Here is a 14937-nt window from a genome sequence, read left to right on the forward strand (position 1 = left end):
CCTTGAAGACCGGCAGACTCCGCGATCGTTGCAGGCGCCGGCTTGTCAGCGCAGGCGTCGGCCGCGACGGTGCAAGGCTGCGGGCCTCTTCGTCGGCAAGCGGGCTCCCACGGGGATGCCGGGTTATTGCGGGTCGTTGAGGATCAGGCTGCGGTAATGCCCGGGATTGAAGCCGGACCACTTGCGAAAGGCCTTGTAGAACGAGCTGGTGTCGGCAAAACCCAGGCGCCCGGCGATCTCGGCAAAGCTGATCTGCGGTTCGGCCAGCCAGACAATCGCCAACTCCTTGCGCACGCCGTCCTTGAGCGCCTGGTAGCTCTGGCCTTCTTCGGCCAAGCGCCGACGCAGGGTCGAGGCCGAAATGCACAGGCTGTGGGCCAGGCTTTCGCTCTCCGGCCACTGCTCCCCCGGCAACTGGCGCAACTGTTGTTTGATGCGACTGGCCAGGCTCTCAGGGTCGCGGTATTTCACCAGGATGTTGGCCGGGGCCTGGGCTAGGAAACGCTTGAGTTCCGCCTCGCTACGCCTGATCGGTAGGTCCAGGCAGTCGGCGGCAATGATCATCCGCGTGCGCGGCCGGTCAAAACGCAGGTTGTCGGAGAACATCACCCGGTAGTCGTCGCAGAAATCCGGCTGCGGGCAGCGCAGTTCGATGGCCAGGATCGGAATCCGCCGCCCCGCCAGCCAGCAGGCCACGCCGTGGACGATCATCCAGTAGGTGAAGTAGCTGAAGGCCCGGCCCGGTGGGTGCTCCTCCAGCAGGACGATTTCCGCCAGGCTCTGCTGGCCCACCAGTTGCGCCGGCAGGCGCTCGAGCATCAGCGACAGAAAGCCCAACATCGAATCCAGGCCAGCGGCCAGGGTCGGCTGGGCCATGGCCGAGCGACAGAGAAAGGCCAGGCTACCGGACTTCAGCCGACGCGGGTCCATGCCGAAAAACTCGTCATCCAGGCGGCGCGCCAGCAGGCGCCAGAGCCGCGCATAGGCGCTGGCCGCAACCCGTGCCGTCCCCTGCTGCAAGTGGGCCGGATCGATCCCGGCCTTGCTCAGCACCTCATCGGTGGCCGCGCCCGGCGCGCAGCTTTGCAGCAGCGCCTCACGCACCAGTTGCATGGAGATGGTGTCTTTTTCCGACATCGGGACCAACGGTTTCCTGGACAAACGACTAGGACGGCCATCTTAGGCAGTGACCGGGAAAAAGCCAGTGGCCTTTGGGCTAAGGAACACCCGCTACCGGGAGTCAAACCGATACGGATTCGCTCACTGCCGACACCAGGCAATCGCAACGATCCCCGACCAGCAGCCACCCGGGGCGTTATCACTCAGCACCAGTCGTGCAGAAAAGTATTGGTTCGAGTGCCGGGGATGATTTGTCTGCATCGCGCTTGAAGGCTGTAATCAGCCCACATTCTTTCCCGTCACACGCACGATATAACAACAATAACAGCCCTTCTGTGGTCGCAAGCGGTGCAGAAGAGGAGTGACCGATGAAGCCATGCCCCCAAGCGCCGTTCGTCACCACTTGCCTGCCCCCCAGAGGCATCACCCTCAGCACCCCGTCCCTGACCATCGCCACGCGCTTACCCTGATGTCGTGCGATAACCTGCCCCACAATGGCGCGGTGACCCGCAAGGCCCTGCGGGCCTTTGCACAGCCTCGCCGGGGCTCGGCAGCGGCTACATGCGTTGCTTGTGTAGCCGTTGGCGCAGGCTGCGAATGGCTTGGAGGGCATTCCGAGAAGCAGACGCGGCGATCCCAAGCGCGCTGTGGGGTTGACTGGAGATCGCCCGGCTTCGCCCTGCAAGGTTCAGAGCAGCGAAAAGTTGTAGCTGACGATCAATCGGGTTTCGTCCATGTCACGGGCGATCTTCTGGTAGTTGCTGCGGTAAGTAGCATTGCGCAAGCGCAGGCTCAGGTCCTTGAAGGTGCCGCTCTGCACCACGTACTTGAGTTCGCTGTCGCGCTCCCATTCACGCCCTTCGCGCAGGCTCCCCGGCACCTTGATGTGGTCGCCGCTGACGTAGCGGGTGAGAAAGCTCAAGCCGTTGAGGCCGATGGCCTTGAAGTCGTAGTCGTAGCGCAGTTGCCAGGACCGCTCCTGGATCGCGGCAAAGTCGTTGACCTGGACGTAGTTCACCAGGTACGGGTTGCTGCCATCCAGGTACGGCATCGAGTTGTCACCGTACATCCGTTGCCAGCCGGCACTGAATGCATGCCCGTCGAGGCCATACCCAAGCAGCCCGCTCAGGGCCCGATGGTCAATGCCGCCAGCGCGCTCGGCGCCAGTGTCGCTGCTCTTGATCAGGCGCAGGTCGGCCTTCAACACGCCCGGCCCCAGGGGGTGCTTGGCCAGCAGGCCGACAAAGTGCTGGCGGTAGATGTCCTGCAGTTCGGCGTAGTGATACTGGCCGCTCAAGTGCTCATTGAACCGGTAGTCCAGGCCGTAGGTGTCGAAGTGATCCGCTGTGGTGTTGCAGGCATAGCGCTTGTTTTTGCAGTGCAGGCGAATGCCCCGGGCATCGCTGGAGTCGCGGGCGGTGTAACGGTTCAGGCGCGCGGCGCTCAAGGTCAGGTCCTTGACCTCACGGGAGGTCAGCACGGCACCATTGAACATCGTCGGCAACAGGCGTCCATCGTTATATTTAAGCAAGGGCAGATCCGGCCGCTGGGCGCCGTATCTGAAGACCGTTTGCGACACTCGGACCTTGGCCGTCAGCCCCAGCTTGGCGTATTGATCCGCAGAACCCCGTGGATCGTGTCCACTGGACGGCAGCAAACCGCTGTTGCTGCGTTCCGGGCTGGAATCAAGCTTGAGCCCCAGCATGCCCAAGGCATCCAACCCCAAACCGACAGTGCCTTCGGTGTAGCCCGATTGCAGGTTGAGCACGAACCCTTGGGCCGACTCCTCGCGCTTGGAAGCGCCCTGCACGGCACTGCTGTGACCGTCACGAAAGTCCCGATTGAAGTAGACCGTGCGCGATTCCAACTGGGCGCTGCTGTCCACGAAAAAACCATCTGCATTGGCCAACGGGGCAAAACCTGCGCACAGGGCCGCAGCTCCAAGGCCCAGCAGCGGGCGCGGATCGAGAAAAGGCAAAGGGGGACGCATGAACAAGCTCCAGCAGAAAATCAGTGACGCGCGGTAAAGAAAGACCCAGGGAGAAATTCACCCTGCAAATCAATGCATACAGGCTGAATTGATTGAATCAATGATGACCGACAATGATGGCACATCGCCAAAATACCCCCCAGTCGACTTTAGTCTGACTCGACGGGCCTGAAAAAACGCTCTTCTACCGCACCGTTTTCAGCCATCACAAACCGCAAAAGTCGATCATTTTCAACACTTTTCAATTCGACAAGAAAGGTTGTTTAGTCAATCAAATCCAGTGCTTCCAACGGCCTTCCATTAGCTGGCAACGGCCAAGAACACCCCGTTTCCTAACGAACACATCTACCGTTCGTCGGTTTTTTTGAAGCACCACAACCCACAAACAACTATTTGACGCTTTCTCTAACCAGTCAAATAATGAGCCTTATCTATTTGATTTATAACATTTTTATACACAATAAAAACCAATGAAAACTGACCGCGCCATTTATGCATCACCCCTAAACGTCAATTAAACGTCTCTTGCCTATGGTAGTGTCAAAAAAAGAACGCAGCAGGGCAATGTGCCAGCTGCGCTTTCCCGGAAGGTGAGCGATGCGCTCGCCCAACACTCATCATGGACGAGGTCGTTCCCTTGGAAGTCAGCGTTTTTGGTACAGGCTATGTCGGTCTGGTGCAAGCAGTTGCCCTCGCCGATGTCGGGCATAACGTGGTCTGTGTCGATATCGACAGCCATAAGATCGCCCAACTGCAACGTTCTATTCCGCCGATTCACGAGCCGGGTCTGGCAAGCCTGATCGAAGAGAATCAAAAGGCCGGCCGACTGCACTTCACCACCCAGGCCAGCGATGCAGTGGGCCATGGTCAGGTGATTTTCATTGCCGTCGGCACCCCATCCAATGAAGACGGCTCCGCGGACCTGGATCATGTCCTGGCGGTGGCGCGTAACATTGCCTGCTTGATGTACTGTGACAAAACCCTGGTGATCAAATCCACGGTGCCGGTGGGCACCGCCGACCTGGTGATCGAGACCGTCGCCGAGCAACTGGCGGACTTGGGCAAATCCGAGCTGCGAGTGCATGTAGTCTCCAACCCGGAGTTCCTCAAGGAGGGCTCGGCGGTGGCCGACTGCATGCGCCCGGACCGGATCATCATCGGCTGCGCCCACGACCTGCCCCGCCAGCAGTTGAGCGACCTGTACGCGCCGTTCAACCACAACCATGACCGCCTGATGTTCATGGACAACCGCAGCGCCGAACTGGTCAAGTACGCGGCCAACGCGATGCTCGCGACCCGCATCAGTTTCATGAACGAAATGGCCAACCTGGCGGAGCGCCTGGGGGTGGACATCAACGCCGTGCGCAAAGGCATCGGCGCCGACCCACGCATCGGTTATCACTTCATCTACCCCGGCGCCGGTTTCGGTGGCTCGTGTTTTCCCAAGGACTTGCGGGCGCTGATTCATACCGCCGAGAGCCACGGGCTGGAACCGCACATGCTCAAGACCGTGCGCGACGTTAACCAGCAACAGCGCCACGTGCTGTTTCGCAAGCTGTCCACGCACCTGGGCGGCAACCTGCAGGGCAAGGTCATCGCCTTGTGGGGCCTGGCCTTCAAACCCAACACCGACGACATGCGTGAGGCCACCAGCCGCTACCTGATGGAAGCGTTGTGGGACGCCGGAGCCACGGTCTACGCCTACGATCCGGAAGCCATGACCGAGTGCCGGCGCTTGTACGGCTACCGCGACGACCTGCACTTGTGCGCGACCCGCGACGACACCCTGCAATGCGCCGATGCCCTGGTGATCTGCACCGAATGGAAGGCGTTCCGGGTGGTGGACTTCAAGCTCCTGCGCGAGCAGCTCAAAGAGCGCCTGATCGTGGACGGCCGCAACCTCTACAACCCGCAACAGGCAGCGGACGCCGGCCTGCATTACCTGAGCATCGGTTTGCCCTACCGCATACCGGAGGTGCTGCGCGCATGAATGTCCTGATCACCGGAGCCGCCGGTTTTATCGGCGCCCATACCGCACTGCGTCTGCTCAAGGATGGGCACCAGGTCACCGGGCTGGATAACTTCAACGACTACTACGACCCTCGGCTCAAGCACGACCGGGTGCGTTGGGTGGAGCAGCAAGTGGGGCATTTTCCCCTGCAGCGCCTGGACCTGGCTGACAGCGAGGGCCTGGAACGACTGTTCGCCGAGATCCGGCCCCAAGTCGTGATCAACCTCGCCGCCCAGGCCGGGGTGCGCTACTCACTGGAAAACCCCAAGGCGTACCTGGACAGCAACCTCTCAGGCTTCCTCAACCTGCTGGAAATGTGCCGTCGCTACCCAGTCGAACACCTGATCTACGCCTCATCCAGCTCAGTGTATGGCGCTAACCAGCAGACCCCGTACAAGGTCAGCGACAACGTCGACCACCCGCTGTCGTTGTATGCCGCGAGCAAAAAAGCCAACGAGCTGATGGCCCACAGCTACAGCCACCTGTTCGGCGTAGCGGCCACCGGCCTGCGTTTCTTTACCGTGTACGGCCCTTGGGGACGTCCGGACATGTCGCCGATCCTGTTTGCCGACGCCATCAGCCAGGGCCGGCCGTTGAAGCTGTTCAACCACGGCATGCACCAACGCGACTTCACCTACATCGACGACATTGTCGAGTCCCTGGTGCGCCTGCTGAACAAGCCGCCCGCCCACGACCCGCTGTGGGACCGCGAGCATCCGGACCCGTCCACCAGCATGGCGCCCTGGCGCCTGTTCAACATCGGCGGTCAGCGTCCGGTGGAGCTCAAAGACTACGTGGCGACCCTAGAAAGGCTCCTCGACCGCCAGGCCCAGGTGGAATACCTGCCCCTGCAGCCAGGCGATGTGCTCAACACCTGCGCCGACGTCAGCGCTCTGGAAAACCTCACCGGCTTCGGCCCCCAGGTAACCCTGGAGGAAGGCTTGAGGAATTTTGTCCAGTGGTACCAGAGCTACTACCCCAGCGGCGCGTCCTGAGCCAACGCCGCGTACGGTTTTCGACCAACCCTTTGCAATGGAAGTATTTCCGGTGGATATGGAAAGATCACTCTCATCGCCTGCAACCGAGGCGCCCGCGCCGACGCGCATCGACCGGCGCAACGATCCGTTTCGTCGCAAGGTACAAGCCGCCATCGAGCTGCAGCAGCATGGCTGGATCAGCGGCCGCAACGGCGGTCGTCCCTGGACCTTGTCACGCAGCAAACGCCTGACCTCGGCGTTGCTGGCAATCGTGCTGCTGGTGCTGCTGTCGCCGGTGCTGCTGGGCGTTGCCCTGTTGATCAAGCTCACCAGTCCGGGCCCGGTGTTCTTCGTACAACTGCGCACCGGTTTTCGCGGTCGGCGCTTTGGCATGTACAAATTCCGCACCATGGTGGTCAACGCCGAAGCCTTGAAGGACTCGGTGCGCCACCTGAACAAGCACGGGGCGGACTCGGTGGATTTCAAGATCGACCGCGACCCGCGCATCACCGGGATCGGCGGCTTCCTGCGGCGCACCAGCCTCGACGAGCTGCCGAACCTGATCAATGTAGCGCTGGGCCAGATGCGCATCGTCGGCCCGCGCCCGACTTCGTTCCACGCCCAGACCTACAAGGAACACCACCTCGGTCGCCTGAGCATCTACCCCGGCATCACTGGGTTGTGGCAGGTGTCCGGGCGCAGCGACGTGGACTTCGACGGCCGCGTCACCCTCGACATGACCTACATCTTCCAGCAGAGCCCCTGGCTCGACCTGAAGATTCTGATCAAAACCCCTTTCAAGGTCCTCAACGGCCACGGAGCAAGTTGAAATGGCGGCAGCAACCTTTGCCAGTCTGAAGATCCAGAGCCCCAGCGAAAGCAATCTGGCCGTGACTGTTCTCGACCAGGAACTGCGGGTGATCCTGCTGACCGCGGCTAACCGCGGCAGCGGCATCACCAGCAGCAGCTTGAGCATGGCCAGCGAACTGGCGCGCAACAGTCGCGGCCGGGTCTTGCTGGTGGACACCAGCCTGTCGGACAACAGCCTGACCCGGCGCCTCGACATGGCCGAACGCGCCGGCTTTCTTGACCTGGTCCTGGCCGATGTTCCGCCCAGCCTGAGCGCGTGCATCGACACCAACACCGGGCAGGATTTCGACTTCCTGCCCCTGGGCCGGCGCCAGCAATACGCCGAGCGTCTGACCCCGGAACTGCTGCGTGAGCAGTTGCAAATGCTCACCAGGCAATACCGCTTCGTGATCATTGACGGCGACCCGGTCTACAGCAGCGGCGACATCCTCACCCTGAGCACTCAGGTGGACGGCGTGGTGCTGGTGGTGCGTAGCGAAGAAACCCGCTGGGAAGTGGCCCAGGCCGCCGCCCAACGCCTGATCCAGGCCGAGGCAAAATTGATCGGCAGCGTGTTCAACGCCCGCAAGTACTACATGCCCAAGTGGGTTTATGACCGTCTCTGACCGGCACAAGGACCGTGTAACCATGAATAAGCCAAGCCTCTCTCTGCTGAGCCTGTCGCTGGTGCTGGCGACCCTGGCCGGCTGCGCCAACCGCGAGCCACTGCAGATGCCGGTGCAGATCCTCAGCGCGCCGGCCGATCAGGCCCAACTCACCGAAGTCATGCCCATCGAACAAGTGCTGCGCCCGCAGGACGTGCTCGATGTGATTTTCCACATCGGCACCACCAGCCAGCAGCGCTATCAGGTGCAGCCCGGCGATCAGGTGGACGTGGGTTTTCTCACCGCGCCGGAGTTGGGTGGCAGCAAGCTGGTGTTGCCCGATGGCAGCATCGACATGCCGTATGTGGGCAATGTCCAAGTCGCCGGATTGTCCGCCGAACAGGCGCGCCATGCTCTGGAAGCCCAGTACGCCAAGGTGTTGAAGAAGCCGCAGATCACCTTCTCGATCTCCCACGCCATGGCCCAGCTGGACAACCTGCGCACCAGCCTGACCAACCCGGCCACCGGCCTGAGCCGCGAGATCGTGGTGGGCTCCGACGGCCGTGCCAGCTTCCCGCTGCTGGGCAGCCTGTCCTTGCAGGGCAAGAGCCTGAGCGAGCTGCAGACCCTGATCAACCAACGCTACGCCAAGGAAGTCGGGTCAGTGAGCGTCGATGTCCTGCTCAAGAGCACCGCGGCCAATGAAGTGTTCGTCATGGGTGAGGTCGGCCAGCCCGGGGCCTACCCGATCCGCCGGCCGGTCTCGGTGCTCGAAGCCCTGACCCTGGCCAAGGGCGCCGGCCCCACCGCGCGCCTGGATTCGGTGGTGATCATGCGGCGCAAGGGCAATCAGGTCGAAGCCCGGGTCTATGACGCCGATGCGGCGCTGGACGGCAAGGCCCTGCAGTTCGCCTATCTGCAGCCGGACGACATGCTCTACGTGCCCAAGACCCGCCTGGCCAAGGCCGGCGCCCTGAGCAAGCAGCTGGCGGACGTGATCATGTTCCAGGGTGTCGGGTTCAGCTTCGGCTACCGCGTCGACAACAAAGAAACGAACAACAACTGAGTTCCCCCTGATGACCAAGATCGAAAACTACCTGCACGAGTTCTTGCTCGTGTTCTTTGTCAATCGACGCCTGATCAAGCGCGTGTTCCTCGGTTTCGCCCTGATTGCGCTGGTACTGCCACTGGTGCTCAAGCAGAGCTTCGAGATCACCGCCGAAGTCATCGTGCAGTCCAAGAAACTGTCGCAGACCGACGCCAACACCGTGCTCACCCCGGACAGCGACAAGTTCATCCCGCCGTCCCTGGCCGACATGGAAACCGAGAGCAATATCCTGCGCTCGCCGACCCTGATCCGCGACACCATCGAGCAACTGCGCCGCGAAGGCCAGTTCGGTGGCAGCGAGGGCCTGCTGACCCGGCTGATCGTCAAGCCGATCAGCAACGGCCTGATCGACCCGCTGCGCAACCAGGTGATCAACCCGCTGCGCGGCTTCTTCGGCCTGGCCGTGGACCCGGTGCGCGACACCAGCCTGGACGCCTTCACCAATCAGGCGATCAAGGACCTGAAAATCGGCACCCTGCCCGGTTCCAACGTGATCTCCGTGGTCTATAGCAGCCCGAATGCGGCCGAGGGCACGCGCTTTGTCGAGCGCTTGTTGGCCAACTACCTGAAAAGCCGCCAGGACCTGCAATCCAGCGACCTGCCCGAAGCCTTCTACGAACAGAAGAAGGCCCAGTACCAGGCGCGCCTGGACGACCTGGAAGGCAAACGCCAAGCCCTGCTGGAAGCGGCCCACGCCTCCGACCCCAAGGAAGAGATCACCTTCCGTCTCAACGCCATCAACACCGAAGAGCAGTCCCTCAACGGCTACCGCGATCAGGCCCTGGAAAACCAGCGCCGCCTCGACTACCTGCAAAAGAACCTGGCCGCCGCACGCAAGGCCAGGCTGACCGACTACACCTTCCCTTTTGCCTTCGCCAACACCGTGGACAACGTGGCCTACGAAGACCGCGAGATCAAGCAACTGGGTGAACAACTGACCAACCTGGTGACCCAGTACGGCACCACCGCCGACACCTACCGCGCCGACAGCGTGCCGATGCAACAGCAACGCGAGCAGATCGTGCGGGCCCGGGCGCAGTTCCTCAAAGTGGTGGAAAACCGGGTGCGCGAGCGCAGCAGCGACCTGCAGATCACTCAGTCGGTGATCACCCAGAAAACCGCGCGGATCAACGACTACAAGGCGCGAGTACGCGACCTGCAAGAAGTGCTGAGCAAGCTGCGCCAGCTAGACACCGAAATCGATGCCTTGCACAAAGCCTTCTTCACCTACACCCAGCGCTACGAAGAAAGCCGTGGCGAGCGTTTGATCAGTGGCGAGCTGTCCAACGCCCGGGTGCTCAGCCAGCCTTACGAGCCCAGCGAAGCGGCGTTCCCCAAGCCGATGCTGATCATCCCTCTGGGCCTGCTCACCGGCCTGTTGCTGGCCATCGCCCTGGGCTATGTCTATGAATTCTTCGACCACCGCTTCAAGCACCCGGCCCAGGTCAGCGATCACCTCGGCCTGCCGGTGCTGATGGTGCTCAACGCGGTCGAACAACCGCAGCTCAACCCTTACCCGCGCTGGACCTGGCGCTGGGCCTGGCATTGGGCCAAACAGTGAGCGACCTGAGCATGACCGCACAGCCCATCGTGCACCTGATCCACAGCGGCGGCTTCTATGGCGCCGAACGCATGCTGCTGGACCACTGCCGGGTCACGCCAGGGCGCCACCGGGTGGTGTTTCTCAACGCCCCCGCCACGCTGCTGGAGCGTTTTGCCCTGGCTGGTGTGTCGAGCCATAACTGCGCCAACCTCAAGGCGCTGTTGACGCATTTGCGTCAGCAGCCGGGGTTGCTCAATGCCCACAACTTCAAGGCCCAGGTGTTTGCCTGGATCTGTGCCCGGCGCCTGGGTCTGCCGCTGGTGCTGACCCAGCACGGTTTTACCCCGCGCAGCCCGAAACAGAAGCTCTACACCTGGATCAGCCTGCGCCTGTGCCGCAGCCGCGAGGTGCGCCGAGTGGCCTGCGTCGCTCAGAGCATCGCCCAGTTGCACCGTCAGGCGGGCGTGGGCGAAGCCAAGTTGCGGGTGATTCCCAACGGCCTGCCGGAGCCCGCACTGGCGCTGAGCAGTACTGAAGCGCCCTCTTGGGAGCCCGAAGTCCGCCGCGATGCCCTGGAGCCGCTGGTGGGTTTCGTCGGGCGCTTGAGCGCGGAGAAAGGCCCGGACCTGTTCCTCGATACGCTGATTGCCCTGTGCCAGCACCGTCCCACCCTCAAGGCCGTGCTCCTGGGCGACGGTGAGCAGAACCTGGCGCTGCGCCAACGCATCGAAGCGGCCGGGCTGGCGACGCGCATCCTGCTGCCCGGCTACCAGAAAGACATGCAGCCCTGGCTCAAGCGTCTCAATGTGCTGGTGCTCAGCTCGCGCACCGAAGGCACGCCGATGATCCTGCTCGAAGCCATGCAGGCCGGGACCCCAGTGGCGGCCTTCGCCGTGGGCGGCATCCCCGACGTTGTGCAGCACGGGCAGAACGGCCTGCTGGCCAAGCCTCTGGACAGTGCTGAACTGGCGCGCTGCGTCGGCCAGCTGCTGGACAACCCGGCCCAGGCCGAGGAACTGGCCCGGGCCGCGCGCGTCACCCAGCGCAAGCACTATCACCTGCCCACCCTGGCGCACAGCTGGGATGAGCTGTATCGCCTTGCCAGAGAGACCACCCCGGTATGATCGCCGCCCCCTTGCTTGGATTTGTCCTGGGCCTGGCCAGCCTGTTACTGCTCGCCAGCCCCTGGCCGTTTCTCGCGCCGTTGGTGGTGGTCGGCCTGCTGGGCCTGAGCGTGCTTTATCGCCGTCCCGGCTGGGGCCTGTTGGGGATTTGTGCGCTGGTGCCCTTCGAGGGTTTGTTCAAAGACACGGCATTTTCCGGGGCCAAGCTGTTGGGCGCCTCGCTGATCCTGATCATGCTGTTCAAGCTGCTGTTGCGGCAGATTCCCGGGACCCGCCTGCGCAGCAACCTGTGGCGCGCCCTCGGGCCCTTCCTGCTGTGCCTGCTGCTGAGCCTGATGTACAGCGAGAACTTGCTGGTGTCCCTGGACAGCCTGCGGGAACTGGCGGTAGGCCTGGTGCTGTTTTTCGTCACCTTGCTGATCGCTCGGGAAACCAACCTGCTGATGCTCTGTCGCCTGTTGGCGGTCAGCGTCGCCATCACCTGCGTGATCGCCTTGATATCCGCCAAGTACCAAGTGGGCGGCCGGGCCATCGGCCTGCTGCAGGACGCCAACTACTTCGCCCTGTTGATCGCCATGGCAGTGCCGCCGGCGATCTTCCTCGCCCTGCGCTCGCCCGACTGGCTACAGCGGCTGTTCTGGGTCGGCATCAGCCTGACCTTGATGGCCGGGATGACCAAGACCGACTCGCGCTCGGGGCTGTTGGTGGTGCTGTTCACCATCGCCATCGGCGCCTGGCACTACCGGGAGCGGCTCAAAAGCCTGCGGCCCAAGCACTTGGGCTTCGCGATGTTCGCCGTGGCAATCATCGTGCCCCTGGGAATCGCCGCGCTGCCGGCGGATTACGTGGCGCGGATTAAGTCCTTGAGCATGCTCAAGTCCGGTTCGCACTCGCAGGACACCTCCCTGGGCCGGCGCACCTCCTACTTGGTGGTGGGCGCGCGGATGATCCGCGAAAACCCGCTGCTGGGCTCAGGCCTGGGCACCTTCCCGATTCATTACGCGCAAACCGGCTTTGCCAGCGGCTTCTCGGAAAACATGAACGAGCCGGATCTGTTTCGCCGGGCCCACAACACCTACCTGGAACTGTTCAGCGAACTGGGCATTCCCGCAGGCCTGAGTTTCGTGGTGCTGATGCTGATGGGCCTGCGCAACTTCGAGCGGGCGCGCCTGGCGTTCCTCCAGCGCGGCGCCCGGGAGCAGGCCGACATCGCCACCCATCTGGGCCTGAGCCTTGTGGCCATGGCGCTGTTCCTGCTGTTTCTCAGTGCACCGAACCATAAATACCTGTGGATCTACCTGGCGCTGTCCAGCGTGCTGCGCCAACAGGCTGAAGAAACCCCGATACCGCGCCCGGCGCCGATCTGACATCGCCGCCGATGTGCCCCGCTGCCGCAGGCTGCGACAAGGCCCGAAGGACCTTGCCAGGCCCCCGGAAGCAGGACCGACAGAACAGCAAGACCGCGCCCTCACCCGGCGCCCATGACCACCACGCCATCTGGCCAAGGGAGGCAAAGATGCAAAGGATCAGCGTGATCGTGCCCATGTACAACGAAGCACGTCACATCACACGGACCCTGGACAGCGTGATCCTCGCCGCCCGGGTCGCCGCGCTCGACTACGAACTGATCGTGGTCGACAACGGTTCCACCGACCAGGGGCCACAACGGGCCCGGGAACTGGGCGCGCGGGTACTGCGGTGCCCGGGCATCAGCATCGGCGCGCTGCGCAATCGCGGGGCGGCGCAAGCCACCGGCAACTGGTTGGCATTTCTCGACGCCGACATCGAGGTGCCCGGCAACTGGCTGCTGCTCTGGCAGCAGGTCCAGGCCGAACAGCGCGCCGAAGTTTTTGCCCTCGATTGCGCGGCGCCGGCCAGCGCGCCCTGGTTCGCCCGGGCCTGGCAGCGACGCAGCCTGGCCGGCGACAAAAAGGCCCGTCTGCTGCACTGGATGCCCAGCCCCAATCTGTGCCTGCAACGGCACTGGTTCGAACGCGTCGGCGGTTTTGACGAACACCTGCGCACCGGCGAAGACAAGGATTTCGGCCTGCGCCTGCACCAGGCCGGGGCCCGCCAACTGAGCCTGTCAGCCCCCCAGGTGCTGCATTGGGGCTTTGAAGGCAGTTGGCGCGAGTGGGCCGGCAAGGAGCGCTGGCGCCAGGGCAGCCACGTGCAACTGCTGAAAAACGGCGGCCTCAACCTGCGCCTGCTGCGCTTTCCCCTGCTGTGCCTGGCCGCTGCCGGGCTGACGCTGGCGGCACTGCTGAGCCTGTTACTGGGGCAACCGGCCGTGGCCGCCGCCAGCCTGCTGTGCAGCGCCTTGGCGCCCCTGGCCCTGGCCTTGCGCCAGGGCTGGCGCCAGCGCGACCCGCTGTTTGTCCTACAACTCTGGCTGCTGCACTGGGTGCGCCTGCACTTGGGGGCCGCCGCACTGCTTCAGGGCCTATTCAACCGTTCCGTCGTGAGACCTGACCGTGGCTAAAACAATTTTCTGGCTGTGCCTGCTGCTGCCCCTCTATGCCTGGATCGGCTATCCGTTGCTGCTGGGCCTGCTCAGCCTGTTCGTGCGCCCGCGCCCGGTGCAAGAAGGCGCGCCGCTGTCGGTCAGCGTGATCATCGCCGCGCACAACGAAGGTCCGCACATCGAGCACAAGCTGCACACCCTGTTGCGCCAGGATTACCCAGCCACCGATCTGCAGATCATCCTGGCCAGCGACGGCTCCAGCGACGATACCGTGGCCACCGCCCTGACCGTGCGTGACTCGCGGATCGTTGTTCTGGACCTGCCCCGGGTGGGCAAGGCCGGTGCCTTGAACGCCGCGGCCGAGCTAGCGCGCAACGACATCCTGGTGTTCACCGACGCCGACAACCAGTGGTCAGACGACACCCTGGGCAAGCTGCTGGCGCCCCTTTGCGACCCCCTGGTCGGGGCGTGCGGCGGGCACATGATCATCCCCAACCCCGGACACAACCTGAGCCTGGGCGACAGCCTGTACCGACACTACGAAGCTTGGTTGCGCCAAGCGGAAAACCGCACCGGCTGCATGGTTTCCGCCGACGGTGCGCTGCTGGCCCTACGCCGCGAGCTGTTCCAGCGGGTGCCGGCAGAGGTCAACGATGACTTCTTTATCAGCACCTGCGCCCCGGTGGCCGGCAAACGCATCGTCTATGTGGAAGACGCCCAGGTGCTGGACCATGGCGTGGACGAAGCGGGCAAGCAGTACCGGCGGCGCCTGCGAGTCACCGTCGGAGGCCTGCAGAGCCTGGCCCAGCGCCGGGCGCTGATGAACCCGCTGCGCCACGGTGCCTACGCCATCGCCCTGATCAGCCACAAGCTGATCCGCCGCCTGGCCCCGGTGCTGTTGTTGCCGCTGCTGCTGAGCAACCTGCTGCTGTGGCATGACGGCACCTTCTACCGCCTCAGCCTGATCGCCCAGTTGCTCGGCTACGGCGCTGGAGTACTGGGTTTGCTGGACAGTCGCGGGCGCCTGCCCAAGGTGTTTCGTCTCGCCGGCTTCGTGCTGGTGACCCTGGCCGGCATGAGCATGGGCCTCTGGCAGTTTCTCCGCGGGCAGCGTTATGCCTTGTGGAATCCACAACAGAACCGTTGA

Annotated in this window: 12 protein-coding genes and 1 pseudogene; 11 read left to right on the plus strand and 2 right to left on the minus strand. The window is 63.2% G+C overall.

What is annotated here, in order from left to right; all coding sequences use genetic code 11:
- Positions 1–123 precede the first annotated feature (123 nt).
- Positions 124–1137 carry an AraC family transcriptional regulator gene (locus PLD_RS04975; RefSeq protein WP_159890393.1) on the minus strand — a complete coding sequence of 338 codons (1014 nt, stop codon included), beginning with the start codon at positions 1135–1137 and terminating at the stop codon, positions 124–126.
- 439 nt (positions 1138–1576) lie between these two features.
- Between PLD_RS04975 and PLD_RS30585 the strand changes: the two are divergent.
- A pseudogene (locus tag PLD_RS30585) lies at positions 1577–1654 on the plus strand (hypothetical protein); the annotation flags it as partial.
- Positions 1655–1807: 153 nt separating this feature from the next.
- Here PLD_RS30585 and PLD_RS04980 read toward each other — a convergent pair.
- Positions 1808–3109: an OprD family porin gene (locus PLD_RS04980; RefSeq protein ID WP_159890395.1), complete on the minus strand. Its 1302-nt coding sequence runs from the start codon at positions 3107–3109 to the stop codon at positions 1808–1810.
- Between the two features lie 637 nt (positions 3110–3746).
- Here PLD_RS04980 and PLD_RS04985 point away from each other — a divergent pair.
- The 10 genes from PLD_RS04985 (at position 3747) to PLD_RS05030 (ending at position 14937) form a co-directional block, all read left to right on the plus strand.
- Positions 3747–5099 (plus strand): UDP-glucose/GDP-mannose dehydrogenase family protein, encoded by a 1353-nt coding sequence (locus PLD_RS04985; RefSeq protein ID WP_159890397.1) that lies wholly within the window; start codon positions 3747–3749, stop codon positions 5097–5099.
- The gene (locus PLD_RS04990; RefSeq protein WP_159890399.1) at positions 5096–6115 is read left to right on the plus strand and encodes an NAD-dependent epimerase; all 1020 of its coding nucleotides are present in this window, start codon (positions 5096–5098) and stop codon (positions 6113–6115) included. Before PLD_RS04985 ends, PLD_RS04990 begins: the two co-directional genes overlap by 4 nt.
- A 58-nt stretch (positions 6116–6173) precedes the next feature.
- Positions 6174–6926 carry a sugar transferase gene (locus tag PLD_RS04995; protein ID WP_159890401.1) on the plus strand — a complete coding sequence of 251 codons (753 nt, stop codon included), beginning with the start codon at positions 6174–6176 and terminating at the stop codon, positions 6924–6926.
- 1 nt (position 6927) lies between these two features.
- Positions 6928–7572 (plus strand): CpsD/CapB family tyrosine-protein kinase, encoded by a 645-nt coding sequence (locus PLD_RS05000; RefSeq protein ID WP_159890403.1) that lies wholly within the window; start codon positions 6928–6930, stop codon positions 7570–7572.
- A 22-nt stretch (positions 7573–7594) separates the two neighbouring features.
- Positions 7595–8617, plus strand: a complete 1023-nt coding sequence (locus tag PLD_RS05005; RefSeq protein WP_159890405.1) for a polysaccharide biosynthesis/export family protein — start codon at positions 7595–7597, stop codon at positions 8615–8617.
- A gap of 10 nt (positions 8618–8627) precedes the next feature.
- A complete protein-coding gene (locus tag PLD_RS05010; RefSeq protein ID WP_159890407.1) occupies positions 8628–10220 on the plus strand; it encodes a lipopolysaccharide biosynthesis protein in 1593 nt (530 codons plus the stop codon).
- 11 nt (positions 10221–10231) lie between these two features.
- Entirely contained in the window at positions 10232–11326 is a 1095-nt protein-coding gene (locus PLD_RS05015) for a glycosyltransferase family 4 protein (protein WP_178116123.1), read from the plus strand.
- Positions 11323–12693, plus strand: a complete 1371-nt coding sequence (locus PLD_RS05020; protein ID WP_159890411.1) for an O-antigen ligase — start codon at positions 11323–11325, stop codon at positions 12691–12693. Before PLD_RS05015 ends, PLD_RS05020 begins: the two co-directional genes overlap by 4 nt.
- A 149-nt stretch (positions 12694–12842) precedes the next feature.
- The gene (locus tag PLD_RS05025) at positions 12843–13808 is read left to right on the plus strand and encodes a glycosyltransferase family 2 protein (RefSeq protein WP_159890413.1); all 966 of its coding nucleotides are present in this window, start codon (positions 12843–12845) and stop codon (positions 13806–13808) included.
- Entirely contained in the window at positions 13801–14937 is a 1137-nt protein-coding gene (locus PLD_RS05030) for a glycosyltransferase (RefSeq protein ID WP_159890415.1), read from the plus strand. Before PLD_RS05025 ends, PLD_RS05030 begins: the two co-directional genes overlap by 8 nt.

The sequence above is a fragment of the Pseudomonas sp. LD120 genome, assembly GCF_009861525.1.
Taxonomy (GTDB): Bacteria; Pseudomonadota; Gammaproteobacteria; order Pseudomonadales; family Pseudomonadaceae; genus Aquipseudomonas.

What these genes read in the sequence shown, in the direction of transcription:
- PLD_RS04995 (WP_159890401.1), top strand. Translation starts at nt 6,174, where the DNA reads ATGGAAAGATCACTCTCATCGCCTGCAACCGAGGCGCCCGCGCCGACG.
- PLD_RS04980 (WP_159890395.1), bottom strand. Translation starts at nt 3,109, where the DNA reads ATGCGTCCCCCTTTGCCTTTTCTCGATCCGCGCCCGCTGCTGGGCCTT.
- PLD_RS04990 (WP_159890399.1), top strand. Translation starts at nt 5,096, where the DNA reads ATGAATGTCCTGATCACCGGAGCCGCCGGTTTTATCGGCGCCCATACC.
- PLD_RS05025 (WP_159890413.1), top strand. Translation starts at nt 12,843, where the DNA reads ATGCAAAGGATCAGCGTGATCGTGCCCATGTACAACGAAGCACGTCAC.
- PLD_RS05000 (WP_159890403.1), top strand. Translation starts at nt 6,928, where the DNA reads ATGGCGGCAGCAACCTTTGCCAGTCTGAAGATCCAGAGCCCCAGCGAA.
- PLD_RS05015 (WP_178116123.1), top strand. Translation starts at nt 10,232, where the DNA reads ATGACCGCACAGCCCATCGTGCACCTGATCCACAGCGGCGGCTTCTAT.
- PLD_RS05010 (WP_159890407.1), top strand. Translation starts at nt 8,628, where the DNA reads ATGACCAAGATCGAAAACTACCTGCACGAGTTCTTGCTCGTGTTCTTT.
- PLD_RS05005 (WP_159890405.1), top strand. Translation starts at nt 7,595, where the DNA reads ATGAATAAGCCAAGCCTCTCTCTGCTGAGCCTGTCGCTGGTGCTGGCG.
- PLD_RS05020 (WP_159890411.1), top strand. Translation starts at nt 11,323, where the DNA reads ATGATCGCCGCCCCCTTGCTTGGATTTGTCCTGGGCCTGGCCAGCCTG.
- PLD_RS04975 (WP_159890393.1), bottom strand. Translation starts at nt 1,137, where the DNA reads ATGTCGGAAAAAGACACCATCTCCATGCAACTGGTGCGTGAGGCGCTG.